Here is a 15,247-nt window from a genome sequence, read left to right on the forward strand (position 1 = left end):
ACGGTGTGTAGGTTGTCGCGCCTGATGCGTCGGCGATCCTACAAGACACACCGCCTTTGCTTTTCAGTCCGGAGTGGTGCGTATAAGGCGCGACGGCCGACACACCGTTTGCCACCTGGGCGGCCTGGACCGACCTGGTAAGGCCCGCTGAGACGCGGGTGTTTGAAGAGGGTGATGCGCCCTTAAAGAGCGCTGGCAGCGGGCATCAAGACGAGTGATGCCGTGTGAAGGATAGGACCGGCTGGGGGCCCGCAGGCAAGGACCGGAGTGGGTGGTGTTCAGCGGCTTTCTTTTGCCTACTTTTCTTTGCCGCGGCAAAGAAAAGTAGGTGCTGCCCCGCACAGGGGCGACGCATGAAGCACCGATACCAAATCGCGGATGCCAGCAAAACCAAAAACAAAAGCAAAAACCAAAACAAAAACAAAAACCAAACTACTGCCCAGCGACAGTCATCCGCTCAATCAAAACAGAACCCGTCTGCTTGGTCCCGCGGACAATCGTGTCCGCACCAATCGCGACGATATGCCGGAACATCTCCTGCAACGTGCTGGCGACAGTGATCTCCTCAACGGGATACTGAATCTTCCCATTCTCGACCCACAACCCCGACGCGCCACGCGAATAATCCCCCGTGACGTAATTAACGCCCTGCCCCATCAACTCGGTGAGCAGCAAGCCCGTCCCGAGCTTGCGCAGCATCGCCTCGAAATCATCCGACTCCTGAGTCAACGAGCTACGCAGCGACAGATTGTGCGAGCCGCCCGCGTTACCCGTAGTCGGCATACCCAGCTTGCGCGCCGAGTACGTCGAAAGAAAATACCCTTCGACCACGCCATCCTTCACGACTGAACGCTGCTTCGTTCGCACACCTTCTTCATCGAACGGCGCACTGCCCATCGCACGCGGCACGTGCGGATCTTCGACCACCTGGATATGCGGCGCGAATACCGGCTTGCCAAGGCTATCGACGAGGAACGTCGTCTTGCGATACAGCGCACCGCCGCTCGTCGCCTGCACGAATGCGCCAAGCAGCCCCGCCGCCAGCGGCGCCTCGAACAGCACCGGCACCTTGCGCGTATCCAGACCACGCGCGCCCATGCGTGCCAGCGCACGCTCGGCGGCATAACGGCCAACTGCTTCCGGATCGGCCAGCTCGCCGGCGCTGCGCTTCGACGTGTACCAGTCGTCGCGCTGCATGTTGCGGCCGCTGCCCGCGATCGGCGCGCACGCAACGTAATGACGTGAATACGGATAACCCGACAGGAAGCCGCGCGAGGTAGCCAGCACGAACTGCGAATGCTGCGCCGATACGCTCGCGCCTTCCGAATTCTTGATCTGCGGACTCACCGCGAACGCCGCATCTTCCGCGCGACGCGCCAGTTCGACGGCTTCGTCGGCGTCCAGATTCCACGGGTGATAAAGATCGAGATCGCGCGGATCCTTTTCGAGCAGCTCTTCTTCAGCGAGGCCCGCGCAGTCGTCTTCCGCCGTGAAGCGCGCGATGTTGTACGCGGCCATCACCGTGTCTTTCAGCGCCTGCGACGAAAAGTCAGACGTGCTCGCGTTGCCGCGCTTGTTGCCGATAAAGACGGTCACCCCGACCATCTTGTCGCGGTTATGCTCGATCGTTTCGACTTCGCCGCGCCGCACGGAGACGGACAGACCGTCACCTTCCGAGATCTCGGTTGCCGCGTCGGTTGCGCCGAGCGTCTTCGCGTGACGAAGAATGTCCGAAGCGATTTCCTTCAGTTCGTCCTGCGTATGCGGGAAAAAGCGTTGCCGGGCTTCCGTGTCTGCTGCCATTGTCGTTTGCCGTCCTGAGTTGCGGTGCCGTCGGGCCAAAGCCCGCGAGGGTTCGTCGTTGCAAGCGCTGTATTCAGCCGGCCTGTGCGCCGACGTATCCCGCGATCATAGCAAGCTCTACGCTGCTGCACCTGGCATTCGCAAATGCCTCGCATGCAGGCGCTTCGCGGACCGTACCTCGCCCGGCGCGCGCCGCCCGGCACGCTACAATATCGCGCATGACACGCAAAACCCGCATTCAGCCCATGGAACCCGCTGCCGTCGTCGACGACAACGGGTATGACCGTCCCAGCAAGTCGCAACTGAAACGTGACATGCACGAGTTGCAGGCGCTGGGCGTAGAGATCGTCGCGCTGCCGAAAGACGCACTCAAGCGCATGCCGCTGCCCGAATCGCTCGATGACGCCGTGCGCGAAGCGCGCCGCATCACCGATCACGAAGGCAAGCGCCGCCAGATGCAGTTCGTCGGCAAGGTGATGCGCGGCCTGACGGACGTCGAAACGGCCGCGCTGCGCGAAGCGCTCGACAAGTACAAGGGCGTCAACAAGTCCGAAACGGCGCGCCTGCACTGGATCGAACGCACCCGCGAGAAACTGCTCGCCGACGACGCCGCGCTGACCGATTTCATCCGCCAGCATCCCGCCGTCGATCCGCAGGAAGGCCGCACGCTGATCCGCAACGCCCGCAAGGAAGCGCAGCAGAGCAAGCCGCCGCGCTACTTCCGCGAGCTGTTCCAGTGGATCAAGAACGCCGCCGGCGCGGACGCAGACGAGAGTGACGACAGCGACGAATCCGCCGATTCCGAAGACCACGATGACGACTCCCACGCGTAATCATCCCGACGAGCTGATCGTCGGCCTCGTGTCGATCAGCGACCGCGCCAGCACGGGCGTCTATGAGGACAAGGGCATTCCGTCGCTGCAGGAGTGGCTAAGCGCCGCGCTGACATCACCGTTTCGCACGGAGACGCGCCTGATCCAGGACGACGCGCCGACCATCACGCAAACCCTGATCGAACTGGTCGATGAGGCTGGCTGCGACCTCGTGCTGACGACCGGCGGCACGGGTCCGTCACGCCGCGACGTGACACCCGAGGCGACGCTGGCGGCAGGAACAAAGGAAATGCCGGGTTTCGGCGAGCAGATGCGGCAGATCAGCCTGAACTTCGTGCCAACGGCGATTTTGTCGCGTCAGGTGGCCGTGATCCGCGAAACGGCGGACCACGCCGCGCTGATCATCAATCTGCCGGGACAGCCGAAGTCGATCAAGGAAACGCTGGAAGGTTTGCGCGATGAGACGGGCAAGGTGAAAGTGCCGGGCATTTTCGCTGCAGTGCCGTATTGCGTGGATCTGATCGGCGGCCCGTACATCGAGACGAACGCCGCCGTGGTGGCGGCGTTCCGGCCGAAGAACGCGGTGCGCGCTCCCCGGCAAGGCTGATTTACTTCGCGGCTTCGTCGGCAGACGGCGCGCTCGCTGCCGGGATCAGGAAATGCTCTCGGTAATAGCGCAGTTCGTCGATCGATTCATGGATGTCGGCGAGCGCCGTGTGCATTGCGCGCTTCTGGAACCCCTTGTAGATGGCCGGCTGCCAGCGGCGGCACAGTTCCTTCAGCGTGCTGACGTCGAGGTTGCGGTAATGGAAGAACGTCTCCAGTTCGGGCATCCAGCGCGCCATGAAACGGCGGTCCTGGCAGATCGAGTTGCCGCACATCGGCGACTTGCCGGGCGGCACGTGCTCGCCGAGAAACGCACGGATCTGTTCCGTGGCGCTTGCTTCCGTGACCGTCGACGCGCGCACGCGGTCGATCAGGCCGGAACGGCCATGGGTGTTCTTGTTCCAGTCGTCCATCTTGTCGAGCGTTTCGTCGCTCTGATGGATAGCGAGCACGGGGCCTTCGACCATGCGATCCAGCGTCGAATTCGTCACGACGACGGCGATTTCGATGATGCGGTCGTTGTCGGGATCGAGTCCCGTCATTTCCATGTCCAGCCAGACGAGATTCATGTCGCTGCGCACGAGCGGCTGATCGACGGATTCGATAATGTCAGTCATTGAAGGCATCCCCGGTTTGGAACGGCGCGAATGGTCAGAGCGGCTCGAACGGCCAGTCAGCGGCAGATGGCCACCCAGTTTCGCGCCGCGGATGGCGCGCTCCCGCCCGCAAGCAGGAACAAACATATAATTCTCGCATAGAACCTACGGATTCCCCGGATGCCTACTCTGTACTTCACTGTTCTGTTCGTGATCGCCGTGGTGGCGATGGTCGGCACGAAGCTCTGGCTCGCGTCGCGGCAGATACGCTTCGTTGCAGCGCACCGTGACAACGTGCCGCCGCAATTCGCGGGCACGATCGCCCTTTCCGCTCACCAGCGCGCCGCCGATTACACCGTCGAGCGCACCCGCCTGACGATGATCGAGATCGTCGTCGGCGCGGTCGTGCTGATCGCGCTGACGCTGCTGGGCGGCGTGCAGACGATCGACCTCGCCATCGACGACTGGGTGGGTAACGGCTACGTCGCCCAGATTCTGCTGGTGGCGGCCGTGATCGCGGTCACGAGCGTGATCGACCTGCCGTTCGATTATTACCGCCAGTTCGGCATCGAGCAGCGCTTCGGCTTCAACCGGATGACGAAGCGCATCTTCTTCCTCGACCGCATCAAGGGCGTGCTGCTTGGCGCGGCGTTCGGGCTGCCGCTGCTGGTCGTGGTGCTGTGGCTGATGAACCAGGCGGGCACGTACTGGTGGTGGTGGACGTGGGTCGTGTGGGTCGTGTTCCAGATGCTGGTGCTGATCCTCTATCCGACTTTCATTGCACCGATGTTCAACAAGTTCGAGCCGCTCAAGGACGAAGCGCTGGTGCATCGCATCGACGCGCTGATGAAGCGCTGCGGCTTCGCGGCCAAGGGCCTGTTCGTGATGGACGGCAGCCGCCGTTCCGCGCACGGCAACGCGTATTTCACGGGCTTCGGCTCGTCCAAGCGGATCGTGTTCTTCGATACGCTTTTGTCGCGCCTGTCGGGCAGTGAGATCGAAGCCGTGCTCGCGCACGAACTCGGCCACTTTAAGCGCCGTCACGTGATCAAGCGGATGGTCGTCACCTTCCTGATCAGCCTCGCGATGCTCGCGCTGCTCGGCTGGCTCGCGCAGCGCACGTGGTTCTTCGAAGGGCTGGGCGTGCGTCCGTCGATGAGCGGCAGCAACGACGGCCTCGCGCTGGTGCTGTTCTTCCTCGCGGTGCCCGTGTTCCTGTTCTTCGTGACGCCGCTCGGCAGCCTGACGTCGCGCAAGCATGAATTCGAGGCGGACGCGTTTGCCGCCACGCAAGCCGACGCGAGGGATCTCGTCAACGCGCTCGTCAAGCTGTACGAAGACAACGCATCGACGCTCACGCCCGATCCGCTCTACACCGCGTTCTACTACTCGCACCCGCCCGCTTCGCAGCGGATCGACCGGCTGCTGCGTCACGCATGAGCGGCCGTTCTCCGAAAGCGCTGCGCGCCGCCGCCACCAGCGAGCGCGCGCAGGAACGCGTGCGCGGCCTCGTCATCGCGGCGCATGGTCGTCACTACATCGTCGCGCCCGAAGACGGCAGCGCGATTCTGCAATGCTTCCCGCGCGGCAAGCGCAGCGAGATCGCCGTCGGCGATCAGGTGCTGTATGAGCCGACCTCGGCGGATCAGGGTGTCATCGTCGAAATTGGCGAGCGGCGCAATCTGCTGTATCGCTCGGATCAATACAAGTCGAAGCTGTTCGCGGCGAATCTCGATCAGCTGCTGATCGTGCTCGCCACCGAGCCGCATTTCAGCGAAGACCTGCTCGGCCGTGCGCTGGTCGCGGCCGAAGAGAATGATCTGAAGCCGCTGATCGTGCTCAACAAGATCGACGTCGAGGCCGCTTTGCCGCTCGCGCGCAAGCGGCTCGAGTTGTATCGCTCGCTGGGTTACACGGTGCTCGAAGTGTCAATCAAGGCGCAGCCGGACGCCGCGCGCGCTACGTTCGAGGAACATCTGCAAGGCCATTCGACCTTGCTGCTGGGCCAGTCGGGCATGGGCAAATCGACGCTCGTCAACCTGCTAATCCCCGATGCCGAAGTCGCGACGCGCGAGATCTCAACAGCGCTGAACAGCGGCCGTCATACGACCACGTTCACGCGCCTCTACCCGCTTCCGGGCAACGCGGGCGCGCTGATCGATTCGCCGGGTTTTCAGGAGTTCGGGCTGCATCACATGACAGAAGGCAAGCTCGAGCGCGCGTTTCCCGAGTTCAGGCCGCTGTTGCCCAACTGCCGCTTCTACAACTGTCATCATCTGCACGAGCCGGGCTGTGCGATTCTCGAAGCGGTCGCCGATGGCCGTATCGCAAAGGAGCGGCACGCGCTGTATGCGCAGCTTGTGCACGAGGCGAGTCAGATCGTCCGCTGAACGCGACCATGATGAAGCTCACGCGCGCGCCCAATGTCGTGATCGCACAGCACTGGATCAATGTGCTGGCCACGGCGGGCATCGTGTGCGAATTGCATAACCGCTATCTGAGCGGCGCGATCGGTGAGATTCCGGCGGATCAGTGCGCGCCGGAGTTGTGGCTCGTCGATGAACGCGACGAGAAGCTGGCGAGGAAGTTGATCGATGCGGCGCGCAATGGCCCGGCTGCCGATGCGCCAGGCTGGCGCTGCGCGACATGCGGCGAACGGCTCGAAGCGCAGTTCACTGTTTGCTGGAATTGCGGAACGGCGCGCGATCCGCTGGACGGTTGAGCGCGCCTTTTTTGATGTAAAACGCGGCGTTCAGGCGAGCCAGACGGCGATCGTCAGCATCAGCAGCAGGATCATCCACAGAATGACGGCGCGCCAGACAAGGCCCACCGCCGATTGCAGCGTGCGCGGCGTGCAGTCGTCGCCGACGGGCATCGGCCCGCCATCGCCCGTTGCGAGCGCATCGAGGCTCGATACTTCCGCAAGCGGGCCAGCCAGACGCGCGCCCAGCGCGCCACTGCCGGCGGCGAGCAATACGCCGTCGTTCGGATCGGGCCACTGGCGCGCGTGATTGCGCCACGCATAGATCGCATCTTCGAAATTGCCCACGATCGCAAAACCCAGCGACGTCAGACGCGACGGAATCCAGTCGATCACGAAGAACGCGCGCTGCGCGAAGGTGGAGAACGCGGCGGTGCGGTCGTCGGCGGGCTTCGACCACGTGCGCGCCAGATACTCGGCCGTGCGATACAGCACCGCGCCCGCCGGTCCGACGGGAATCAGGAACCAGAAGAACACACCGAACACATGCCGCTGCGAAGCGACCACGGCATGAATCAGCGTGTGACGCACGATCTCGCTGACGGGCATATCGACGGTATCCATGCCCGTCCATTCGTTGAGAATTTCACGCGCGCGCGGCACGTCGTCGTTGTTCAACGCGAGATGGATGTCGGTGAAGTAATGGCTGAACTGGCGGAAGCCGAGCGTGAAGTACAGCACCGCGACGTTCCACAGGAACGCGAGCACGAAGTGAATCTCGTACAGCACGAAATAGATCAGACCGGTGACGAGCGTCCACGGCAGCACGACGACCAGCCACGCGAGGATGCCGTGCTTCTCCTTGCCGGCATCGAAGCCGTGCGCGGTGGATTCCGCATGGTATTGAAGGAGCGCCGACACCGGGTTGTTCGGCGACAGCGCACGCACCTGTTCGATGATGAGGGCCAACAATACGGAGAAAAAAGTCATGCGAGACGCCGTGCTATTCGAGTTCTTGCCGGGCGGAGCGTGCCGTCCGATCGGTCCGATGAGCGGAATTGGTCATTACGATAGCACAGGGTCGGATGAGGCTGAGCGCCCGAAATACAAACGTAATACTGCAAGCCCGTGTGCCGATCGCGCCGCCATACGTCAAGCGGCGAGGAAGCGGTAGAAATTGCGCAACATGCCTGCCGTTGCACCCCAGATGAAGTAATCGCCGCCTACTTCGCCACGTGGATAAGGCATTGCAAAAAAACGACGCTCGCCGCCTTCCCAGTTCAACACACGCACTTCGTGATTCTTCGGGTCCATCAGGAACGACAGCGGCACTTCGAAAATTTCCGCGACTTCGAAGGTGTCGGCCTGCACCGTGAACGGAGGATGCACCAGCGCGACAACGGGCGTCACGCGAAAGCCGGTGCCCGTCAGATACTCGGGCAGCGTACCCAGCACTTCGACGTGCGACGGTTCGAGGCCGACTTCTTCCTGCGCTTCGCGCAACGCGGTGGCGGTGGTATCCGTGTCGTATGGCTCATGGCGCCCGCCCGGAAAACTGACCTGCCCCGCGTGATCGTTCAGATGCGCCGTGCGTTGCGTGAGCAGCACAGTCAGTCCGTCCTCGCGCACGACCAGCGGCACCAGCACGGCAGCCACACGCGGATCGGCCGTTTCTCGCCAGCGAACCGCGCGAGTCTCCTGCTCCCACGGCAAGTTCTGCTCGAAGCGGGCGCGCAAGGCGTCGGGCGTCAAACGATCGGACGCGACGGCGGGCAGATCGACATCTGCCGGTTCGACGGGCAAGCTTTCGGGATCAAAAACGGGACGAGTAGGACGGGAAGGCGCGGTCAATGGAAGGCTCGATACGAGCGCGAGTGGAACGTAGCGCTATTTTGACCTGGCAAACAAAAACGCACCCGCGGAGGGTGCTTTTTCTTACAGCTTTTACGCTTGAGCAGCGCGGTCTTTCGACACGAGCTTTTCTTTGATTCGAGCCGACTTGCCCGAACGCTCGCGCAGATAGTACAGCTTTGCACGACGCACATCGCCACGACGCTTCACGACGATGCTTGCCAGCAGCGGCGAATACGTTTGGAACGTACGCTCGACGCCTTCGCCCGACGAAATCTTACGGACGATGAACGACGAGTTGAGGCCACGGTTACGCTTCGCGATCACGACGCCTTCGTAGGCCTGAACGCGCTTGCGGTTACCTTCAACCACGTTGACGCTCACGATCACCGTATCGCCGGGAGCGAATTCGGGAATGGTCTTGCCTGCGAGCGCGCGCTCGATTTCTTCCTGCTCGAGTTTTGCAATCAGATTCATCACTGACTCCTAATGCCATCTTGTCGGCGTTCGTACCTGCCTCGCGCTACGCGCGTTCGGCTACGGCCCCGATAGAGGATGGGTTCACATCAGGAACCGGCCACGCATGGACGGCTCCGCCTAAGATCTCGCCGCGTGGCGCGAAGCTCAACGCTTCGACGCTTCCTTGGCGAGACTTGCAAGCCATGCCTCATCGGCACGGCTCAACAACTTGTTCTTTCTGGCCTGATCGATCAGATCGGGCCGTTTGACCAGCGTGTTGCGCAACGCTTCGCGCCGCCGCCACTGCTCGATCTCCGCATGATGTCCGCCGAGCAGCACATCCGGGACACGCACGCCGTCGTATTCCTCCGGACGCGTGTAGTGCGGACAATCCAGCAAGCCATCGACAAAACTGTCCTGCACCGCCGATTGCGCGTCGTTCAACACGCCCGGCAGATGACGCACGACGGCATCGATCAAGGCCATGGCCGGCAATTCGCCACCCGACAGCACGAAGTCGCCCAAACTGACTTCTTCGTCTACGACACGGTCGATCAGACGCTGATCGATCGCTTCATAGCGGCCGCACAGCAAAATCAGACCAGGTTCAGCGGCGAACTTCATCACCTTGTCGTGATTGAGCGTGGCGCCTTGCGGCGACATCATCACGACACGCGCGCTGTCGATGCCCTGCTCTGCCTGCGCTGCTTTCGCAGCACCGATCGCGTCTTCCAGCGGTTTGGCCAGCATAACCATGCCGGGGCCGCCGCCGTACGGGCGATCGTCGATTGTGCGGTAGTTGTCGGTCGTGAAATCGCGCGGATTCCACGTACGCAAACCATATCGCTCCTGCTTCGCCGCCCGGCTCGTGATACCCCAGTCGGTCAACGCGCGAAACATGTCAGGAAAGAGCGTGACGATATCGAACTGCATCGCGCTTTCTCCGTGAAGCGAGTGTTTTAGTAATCGGCTTCCCAGTCGACGATGATCTTCTTCGCCGCCTGATCCACCGTTTTGACATAGACGCCGACGAACGGGATCAAGCGCTCGCCCGTGACCGGCTGACCGTCTTTGCCGGTAGCCGGATACTCGATGCGCAACACCGACTGCGCACCGTTGTCGATCAGATCTGCCACTTTGCCGAGTTCGACGCCTGCCTCGTTGACGACATCGAGGCCCAGCAGGTCAACCCAGTAATATTCGTCGGTTCCGAGCGCAGGGAAATCGCTGCGGCGCACGTAGACGCGGTAGCCGCGCAACGCGAGCGCTTCATCACGGTCGGCCGGGCCGGCCAGATGCGCAACGATGCTGTCGCCATGAACCTTGGACTGCAGGCGGGGCGCCGATTTGCGCTCGCGACCCTTTTCGAGCCACCAGCGTTTGGCACTGAGCATGGCGTCACCACCATGACCGGCGTCCGCGTGAGCGGCCACCTTCACCCAGCCTTTGAGACCGTATGCATCGACGATTGCGCCGACTTCGACTGCGTCGCCGGGCCAGCTTTCTGCCACTTCAGCGCGAATATCTTGCGCTGCAGCCGCTTTCGCCACTGGCTTCTCGACCGGCTTGCGTACGAACGCACCAAACGACGCTTTCGCGTCGGGCTGCGTTTTCGCCTTCGCGCGACCTGAACTACCCGAATCACGCTCCGACATCAGCGAACCTCAAGCCTGCATACGTAAAACCTGCACACCTCAGACTCGCGCAGAACCACTGCTGCACGAGCCGTGCGATGTACCTTGAAACTGCACTTAAGCAGCCGGTTGCGCCTTTTGCGCTTCCTTCACCAGACGCTCGACGGTCGGCGACAGTTGTGCGCCAACGCCTTGCCAGTACGTCAGGCGATCTTGAGCGATACGCAGCGACTCACCCTTCGTAGCGACCGGGTTGTAGAAGCCAACGCGTTCGATGAAGCGGCCGTCACGACGGTTACGCGAATCGGTTGCGACGATGTTGTAGAACGGGCGCTTCTTCGAGCCGCCACGAGCCAAGCGGATGATGACCATACTAGAATCCTTGAAAACCGGGGTTCGAAACTACTGAAACACGCGATTATATCCCGAAACTGAAACCACAACAAACACTTAGCGGGATAAACTGCGCCGCGAGCGCTGCAGCAGGTGCTGACAACGCCACCGGAGCGCCTCCACGAGCTTATGACAATTAGCGCCGGCGAGGCGTGGGCTGGTCACGGAAGCCGCCACGAGGGCGCACGAGAAAACCGTCGCGTGAACGCCACGCCCTTCTGCGCACTCGCGACCTCGCAGCCGCTTTACAGTGCGCCGACGCGGAATTCCGGCATAACCTGCGGCAAGTGCCGGACTCCATGCCGGCGGCGTAGAATGCCCGTCGGCTGTGCGCGAGATCGGCAGCCTTCCGTCACCCTGTCGCTTACGCTCATGGCCACTGTCGCTACGCAAAACTCGCGCTTTCGCTCGAAGACACTCACTGCCGCGCTCGCTTTCTTCTTCGGCACGCTTGGCGCGCATCGCTTCTATCTGTACGGACTGCGCGACGTGTGGGGCTGGGCACATCTTGTCGGGACGATTATCGGCATTCCCGGCTTCATGCTGCTTGCCGCAACTGAGCGTACTGCGACCATGGGCTGGGTACTCGCGTTTCCGGGTGCCGTGTCGATGCTGGCAGCGTTCCTCGCGGCCATCGTCTACGGCCTGCGCCCCGATGAAAAATGGGACGCACAATTCAACGCTCATACTGATGAACACAGCCAATCCGGCTGGACTGTCATCTTCGTCGTGATCTTTTCGCTGTTGATCGGCGCGTTTCTGTTGATGACGGGACTCGCGCTGTCATTCCAGACCTACTTCGAATCACAGGTCGAAGCCGCGAAAGCGATCTCTCAATAGAGACGCGATCAGAAAAGACTCAACTGCGATGCCTGCGGCGCAGCAGCTGGTTTAGAAGACTTCAGCAACTCAGCACGCTTGAAGTGCGACATATCGAGAATGCCGTGATTTCGCGCGTTCAAACCGAGCCGTCGCACGGCATTCGCAAAGCGCTGCCGCAGCAGATCGGCCCACAATCCCTCGCCTTTCATGCGCGTCGCGAACGACGCGTCGTAGTCCTTGCCGCCACGCATATCACGCACGCGGTTCATCACGCGCTCGGCACGATCCGGGAAATGCGCCTCCAGCCAGCCCTTGAATAGCGGCGCGACTTCCCACGGCAGGCGCAGCACGATATAGCTCGCACTCGTCGCACCAGCCTCTGCGCAGGCTTCGAGCACGCGCTCCATATCCTGATCGGTGACAAACGGAATGACAGGGGCGATGCTCACGCCCACGGGAATCCCCGCTTCGCTTAACGCGCGGATCGTGCGAAGTCGCCGTGCCGGTGTAGCCGCGCGCGGCTCCAGCGTGCGAGCAATGTCGGCGTCGAGCGTCGTGACGGTGATCGCCGCCATCATCAGCCCTTTTTCGGCCATGGGCGCAAGCAAGTCGATGTCACGTTCGATCAGCGAATTTTTGGTGATCGCCGCGAACGCCTGATTGTGATCACTCATCACCTGGATCACGCGACGCGTCAGTTGCAGATCACGCTCGACGGGTTGCCAGGCATCCGTATTCACGCCAAGCGCAATAGGCTCCGGCACATACGATTTCTTCGCCATTTCGCGGGCGAGCAATTCCGGCGCGTTGACCTTCGCGTAGATCCGGCTCTCGAAATCGAGCCCCGGCGATAACCCGAGATAGCTGTGCGTAGGCCTTGCAAAGCAATAAATGCAGCCATGCTCGCACCCGCGGTACGGATTCAGCGACACGCTAAACGGAATATCCGGCGACTGGTTATGCGTGAGAATGCTCTTCGCACGCTCCTCGAAGATCTGCGTACGCAACGCGGGACGGCCAAACTCTTCTTCCGATGGCGCGATCCAGCCGTCGTCCACCGTCTCTCGCTGATCCAGTTCGTACCGGCCCTGCAGGTTCGTGACCGCGCCTCGCCCCTTGCGCGGAGCGGGCGGCGCGATAGGATATTCGGGAATGTCGGAGTCGTAGTCGGTCACGGCACACACAAAAGCAACGCTTAATACTGTACAAATATACAGTGTTTACGGCTTTTGTCGAGCGCGACTTTGAGGGCGCGTTCAGCTGCGCGAGAGCCTGAAAAGACGCCTCAGTCGCCCACGGCAATATTCAGCGTTTCCTTGATCTCTTCCATCACGACGTAGCTCTTGGACTGCACTGCGCCCGGCAGTTGCAGGAGGATATCGCCGAGCAGCTTGCGGTAGTCGGCCATTTCGCCGATGCGCGCCTTGATCAGATAGTCGAAATCGCCCGACACCAGATGGCATTCGAGCACTTCGGGAATCTTCTGCACCTCGCGCCTGAACTGGTCGAACATGTTGCCGCTCTTGTGATCGAGCGTGATCTCGACGAACACCAGCAGCGCCGCCCCCAGCTCGGCCGGATTCACGCGCGCGTGATAGCCGGTGATCACGCCGTCGCGCTCCATGCGTTTGACGCGCTCGATGCACGGCGTCACCGACAGCCCCACCTGCTCCGCCAGGTCTTTCATCGCGATCCGGCCGTCCAGCTGGAGGATTTTCAGGATCTTGTGATCGAGTTTGTCGAGAGCCCGGATCGGCTGACGCTGTGTACGCATGGTTTTTACTGAAAATCTGAAAAATACGATAACAAAACCTACCTCGACGCAAATAGTATAGCGGTTAACACTAGGCATGCGGCAAAACACCTCGTCTATCGAACAAAAACACGAAGAACGAGGTTTTCCACCACGCTGCGAGCCTTCAGACCTTTATGGAGCAGCTATGCGAGTCGTCGTTCTGGGCAGTGGCGTCGTTGGGGTAACGAGCGCCTTTTATCTTGCGCGCGCGGGTCATGAAGTGACCGTGATCGACCGCGAGGCAGGTCCTGCGCTCGAAACGAGCTTCGCTAACGCCGGTCAGATTTCTCCCGGTTATGCTGCACCGTGGGCGGCGCCCGGTGTGCCGCTGAAGGCCGTCAAATGGATGTTCCAGAAGCACGCACCGCTCGCCATCCGTCTCGACGGCACGCAATTCCAGCTGCAATGGATGTGGCAGATGCTGCAAAACTGCACGTCCGCGCGCTATGCCGTCAACAAGGGCCGCATGGTGCGCCTCGCCGAGTACAGCCGCGACTGTCTCCAGGCACTGCGCGCCGAGACGGGTATCCAGTACGAAGGCCGCACGGGCGGCACGCTGCAACTGTTCCGTACGCAGCAGCAACTGGATGGCGCCGCGAAAGACATCGCCGTGCTCGAAGATGCAAACGTGCCCTATGAACTGCTGATGCCGGAAGATCTCGCGCGTGCCGAACCGGCGCTCGCCGCGACCGCGCACAAGCTGACGGGCGGCCTGCGCCTGCCGGGCGACGAGACGGGCGACTGCCAGCTGTTCACGACGCGCCTCGCCGCGCTCGCCGAGCAACTGGGCGTGAAGTTCCGCTACAACACGCCGATCGACGCACTCGCGATGGAAGGCGACCGCATCGCCGGCGTGAAGTGCGGCAACGAAATGGTGCGCGCGGACAGCTTCGTGGTCGCGCTCGGCTCGTATTCGACGAAGTTCCTGTCGGGCATCGTCAAAATTCCGGTTTATCCGCTCAAGGGTTATTCGATCACGGCGCCGATCGTCGATGCGAAGGCTGCGCCTGTGTCGACCGTGCTCGACGAGACGTACAAGATTGCGATCACGCGTTTCGACGATCGCATTCGTGTCGGCGGCATGGCGGAAATCGTCGGCTTCGACAAGAAGCTGAAGCAGGCACGCCGCGAAACGCTCGAAATGTGCGTGAACGATCTGTTCCCTGGCGGCGGCGACACGTCGAAGGCGACGTTCTGGACGGGCCTGCGCCCGATGACGCCGGACGGCACGCCGATCGTCGGCCGCACGCCTGTGTCGAATCTGTTTCTGAACACGGGTCATGGCACGCTCGGCTGGACGATGTCGTGCGGCTCGGGTCAACTGCTCGCCGATCTGATTTCGGGCAAGCGTCCGGCGATCCAGTCGGGCGACCTGTCGGTGCATCGCTATCTCGGCGAAACGACGGGTCAGACGCGTCCGGCTTACGCCTGATCGGTTTCATTCTCTGCATGCGACAAAGGCGCCCTTGGGCGCCTTTGTTTTTTGCACTGACGCGATCATCGCGCTTGTGACATCAGAACTGATCTTCCGACAGCGCGAGGATGCCTTCATTGCCCTTCGCGCTCGTAATCGATGCTTCCAGCGCTACCGCCTGCGGCAATACGTGTTCGGCGAAGAACTGCGCGGTGGCGATCTTCGCGCCGTAGAACGATGGGTCGTCGTTGAGCTTCTGTTGCGCGGCGAGCAGCGCGCGCGCCATCTGCCAGCCGCCCAGCACGATGCCCGCCAGCTTCAGATACGGCACGCTGCCTGC

At 61.8% G+C, this 15,247-nt stretch carries 18 protein-coding genes; 7 read left to right on the forward strand and 11 right to left on the reverse strand.

What is annotated here, in order from left to right; translation table 11 throughout:
- Positions 1-432: 432 nt before the first annotated feature.
- Positions 433-1,803, reverse strand: coding sequence for a metalloprotease PmbA (gene pmbA / locus DK391_RS41670; protein ID WP_109483847.1), 1,371 nt, complete (start codon positions 1,801-1,803; stop codon positions 433-435).
- A gap of 218 nt (positions 1,804-2,021) precedes the next feature.
- Between pmbA and yjgA the strand changes: the two genes are divergently transcribed.
- Both yjgA and mog read left to right on the forward strand, forming a co-directional pair.
- Complete coding sequence (gene yjgA / locus DK391_RS41675; RefSeq protein WP_109483848.1) at positions 2,022-2,636, forward strand: ribosome biogenesis factor YjgA; 615 nt, start codon at positions 2,022-2,024, stop codon at positions 2,634-2,636.
- Complete coding sequence (gene mog / locus DK391_RS41680; RefSeq protein WP_109483849.1) at positions 2,617-3,243, forward strand: molybdopterin adenylyltransferase; 627 nt, start codon at positions 2,617-2,619, stop codon at positions 3,241-3,243. The genes yjgA and mog overlap by 20 nt, the downstream gene beginning before the upstream one ends.
- A 1-nt stretch (position 3,244) precedes the next feature.
- Here mog and orn read toward each other — a convergent pair whose 3' ends face one another.
- On the reverse strand, positions 3,245-3,859 hold the full coding sequence (orn, locus tag DK391_RS41685; protein ID WP_109483850.1) for an oligoribonuclease: 615 nt from the start codon (positions 3,857-3,859) through the stop codon (positions 3,245-3,247).
- A 159-nt stretch (positions 3,860-4,018) separates the two neighbouring features.
- Here orn and DK391_RS41690 point away from each other — a divergent pair, with 159 nt between their 5' ends.
- From DK391_RS41690 to DK391_RS41700, 3 genes are read left to right on the forward strand one after another with little or no spacing between them, the layout of a single operon-like run.
- The gene (locus tag DK391_RS41690) at positions 4,019-5,278 is read left to right on the forward strand and encodes a M48 family metallopeptidase (RefSeq protein WP_109483851.1); all 1,260 of its coding nucleotides are present in this window, start codon (positions 4,019-4,021) and stop codon (positions 5,276-5,278) included.
- Positions 5,275-6,228 (forward strand): ribosome small subunit-dependent GTPase A, encoded by a 954-nt coding sequence (gene rsgA, locus DK391_RS41695; RefSeq protein WP_109483852.1) that lies wholly within the window; start codon positions 5,275-5,277, stop codon positions 6,226-6,228. The genes DK391_RS41690 and rsgA overlap by 4 nt, the downstream gene beginning before the upstream one ends.
- An 11-nt stretch (positions 6,229-6,239) precedes the next feature.
- The gene (locus DK391_RS41700) at positions 6,240-6,560 is read left to right on the forward strand and encodes a DUF2007 domain-containing protein (RefSeq protein ID WP_109483859.1); all 321 of its coding nucleotides are present in this window, start codon (positions 6,240-6,242) and stop codon (positions 6,558-6,560) included.
- A 30-nt stretch (positions 6,561-6,590) separates the two neighbouring features.
- Here the strand turns inward: DK391_RS41700 and DK391_RS41705 are convergent, their stop codons facing one another.
- The 6 genes from DK391_RS41705 to rpsP form a co-directional block, all read right to left on the reverse strand.
- Positions 6,591-7,529 (reverse strand): CobD/CbiB family protein, encoded by a 939-nt coding sequence (locus DK391_RS41705; RefSeq protein ID WP_109483853.1) that lies wholly within the window; start codon positions 7,527-7,529, stop codon positions 6,591-6,593.
- A gap of 162 nt (positions 7,530-7,691) precedes the next feature.
- Positions 7,692-8,390, reverse strand: coding sequence for a CoA pyrophosphatase (locus tag DK391_RS41710; protein ID WP_109483854.1), 699 nt, complete (start codon positions 8,388-8,390; stop codon positions 7,692-7,694).
- 93 nt (positions 8,391-8,483) lie between these two features.
- Positions 8,484-8,867, reverse strand: a complete 384-nt coding sequence (gene rplS, locus DK391_RS41715; RefSeq protein WP_012400181.1) for a 50S ribosomal protein L19 — start codon at positions 8,865-8,867, stop codon at positions 8,484-8,486.
- Positions 8,868-9,014: 147 nt separating this feature from the next.
- Positions 9,015-9,782, reverse strand: coding sequence for a tRNA (guanosine(37)-N1)-methyltransferase TrmD (trmD, locus tag DK391_RS41720; RefSeq protein WP_109483855.1), 768 nt, complete (start codon positions 9,780-9,782; stop codon positions 9,015-9,017).
- 26 nt (positions 9,783-9,808) lie between these two features.
- Entirely contained in the window at positions 9,809-10,504 is a 696-nt protein-coding gene (rimM, locus tag DK391_RS41725; protein WP_109483856.1) for a ribosome maturation factor RimM, read from the reverse strand.
- Between the two features lie 96 nt (positions 10,505-10,600).
- Positions 10,601-10,855, reverse strand: a complete 255-nt coding sequence (gene rpsP / locus DK391_RS41730; RefSeq protein WP_006050280.1) for a 30S ribosomal protein S16 — start codon at positions 10,853-10,855, stop codon at positions 10,601-10,603.
- A 393-nt stretch (positions 10,856-11,248) separates the two neighbouring features.
- Here rpsP and DK391_RS41735 point away from each other — a divergent pair, with 393 nt between their 5' ends.
- Positions 11,249-11,716 carry an NINE protein gene (locus DK391_RS41735; protein WP_109483860.1) on the forward strand — a complete coding sequence of 156 codons (468 nt, stop codon included), beginning with the start codon at positions 11,249-11,251 and terminating at the stop codon, positions 11,714-11,716.
- Positions 11,717-11,724: 8 nt separating this feature from the next.
- Here the strand turns inward: DK391_RS41735 and DK391_RS41740 are convergent, their stop codons facing one another.
- Both DK391_RS41740 and DK391_RS41745 read right to left on the reverse strand, forming a co-directional pair.
- Complete coding sequence (locus DK391_RS41740; RefSeq protein WP_109483861.1) at positions 11,725-12,873, reverse strand: PA0069 family radical SAM protein; 1,149 nt, start codon at positions 12,871-12,873, stop codon at positions 11,725-11,727.
- Positions 12,874-12,983: 110 nt separating this feature from the next.
- On the reverse strand, positions 12,984-13,472 hold the full coding sequence (locus tag DK391_RS41745; RefSeq protein ID WP_109483857.1) for an Lrp/AsnC ligand binding domain-containing protein: 489 nt from the start codon (positions 13,470-13,472) through the stop codon (positions 12,984-12,986).
- A 166-nt stretch (positions 13,473-13,638) separates the two neighbouring features.
- On the opposite strand from DK391_RS41745, the gene DK391_RS41750 reads away from it, so the two are divergent.
- Entirely contained in the window at positions 13,639-14,925 is a 1,287-nt protein-coding gene (locus tag DK391_RS41750) for a D-amino acid dehydrogenase (protein ID WP_109483858.1), read from the forward strand.
- A gap of 82 nt (positions 14,926-15,007) precedes the next feature.
- Here DK391_RS41750 and DK391_RS41755 read toward each other — a convergent pair.
- Positions 15,008-15,247: acyl-CoA dehydrogenase C-terminal domain-containing protein (locus DK391_RS41755; RefSeq protein ID WP_204117533.1), on the reverse strand; the 240-nt coding region annotated here is incomplete at its 5' end.

The organism is Paraburkholderia sp. C35 (assembly GCF_003121405.1).
GTDB lineage: Bacteria > Pseudomonadota > Gammaproteobacteria > Burkholderiales > Burkholderiaceae > Paraburkholderia.

Bases quoted from the DNA above. Each gene is read 5' to 3' on its own strand.
- pmbA (WP_109483847.1), bottom strand. From the start codon at position 1,803: ATGGCAGCAGACACGGAAGCCCGGCAACGCTTTTTCCCGCATACGCAG.
- yjgA (WP_109483848.1), top strand. From the start codon at position 2,022: ATGACACGCAAAACCCGCATTCAGCCCATGGAACCCGCTGCCGTCGTC.
- mog (WP_109483849.1), top strand. From the start codon at position 2,617: ATGACGACTCCCACGCGTAATCATCCCGACGAGCTGATCGTCGGCCTC.
- orn (WP_109483850.1), bottom strand. From the start codon at position 3,859: ATGACTGACATTATCGAATCCGTCGATCAGCCGCTCGTGCGCAGCGAC.
- DK391_RS41690 (WP_109483851.1), top strand. From the start codon at position 4,019: ATGCCTACTCTGTACTTCACTGTTCTGTTCGTGATCGCCGTGGTGGCG.
- rsgA (WP_109483852.1), top strand. From the start codon at position 5,275: ATGAGCGGCCGTTCTCCGAAAGCGCTGCGCGCCGCCGCCACCAGCGAG.
- DK391_RS41700 (WP_109483859.1), top strand. From the start codon at position 6,240: ATGAAGCTCACGCGCGCGCCCAATGTCGTGATCGCACAGCACTGGATC.
- DK391_RS41705 (WP_109483853.1), bottom strand. From the start codon at position 7,529: ATGACTTTTTTCTCCGTATTGTTGGCCCTCATCATCGAACAGGTGCGT.
- rplS (WP_012400181.1), bottom strand. From the start codon at position 8,867: ATGAATCTGATTGCAAAACTCGAGCAGGAAGAAATCGAGCGCGCGCTC.
- trmD (WP_109483855.1), bottom strand. From the start codon at position 9,782: ATGCAGTTCGATATCGTCACGCTCTTTCCTGACATGTTTCGCGCGTTG.
- rimM (WP_109483856.1), bottom strand. From the start codon at position 10,504: ATGTCGGAGCGTGATTCGGGTAGTTCAGGTCGCGCGAAGGCGAAAACG.
- rpsP (WP_006050280.1), bottom strand. From the start codon at position 10,855: ATGGTCATCATCCGCTTGGCTCGTGGCGGCTCGAAGAAGCGCCCGTTC.
- DK391_RS41735 (WP_109483860.1), top strand. From the start codon at position 11,249: ATGGCCACTGTCGCTACGCAAAACTCGCGCTTTCGCTCGAAGACACTC.
- DK391_RS41745 (WP_109483857.1), bottom strand. From the start codon at position 13,472: ATGCGTACACAGCGTCAGCCGATCCGGGCTCTCGACAAACTCGATCAC.
- DK391_RS41750 (WP_109483858.1), top strand. From the start codon at position 13,639: ATGCGAGTCGTCGTTCTGGGCAGTGGCGTCGTTGGGGTAACGAGCGCC.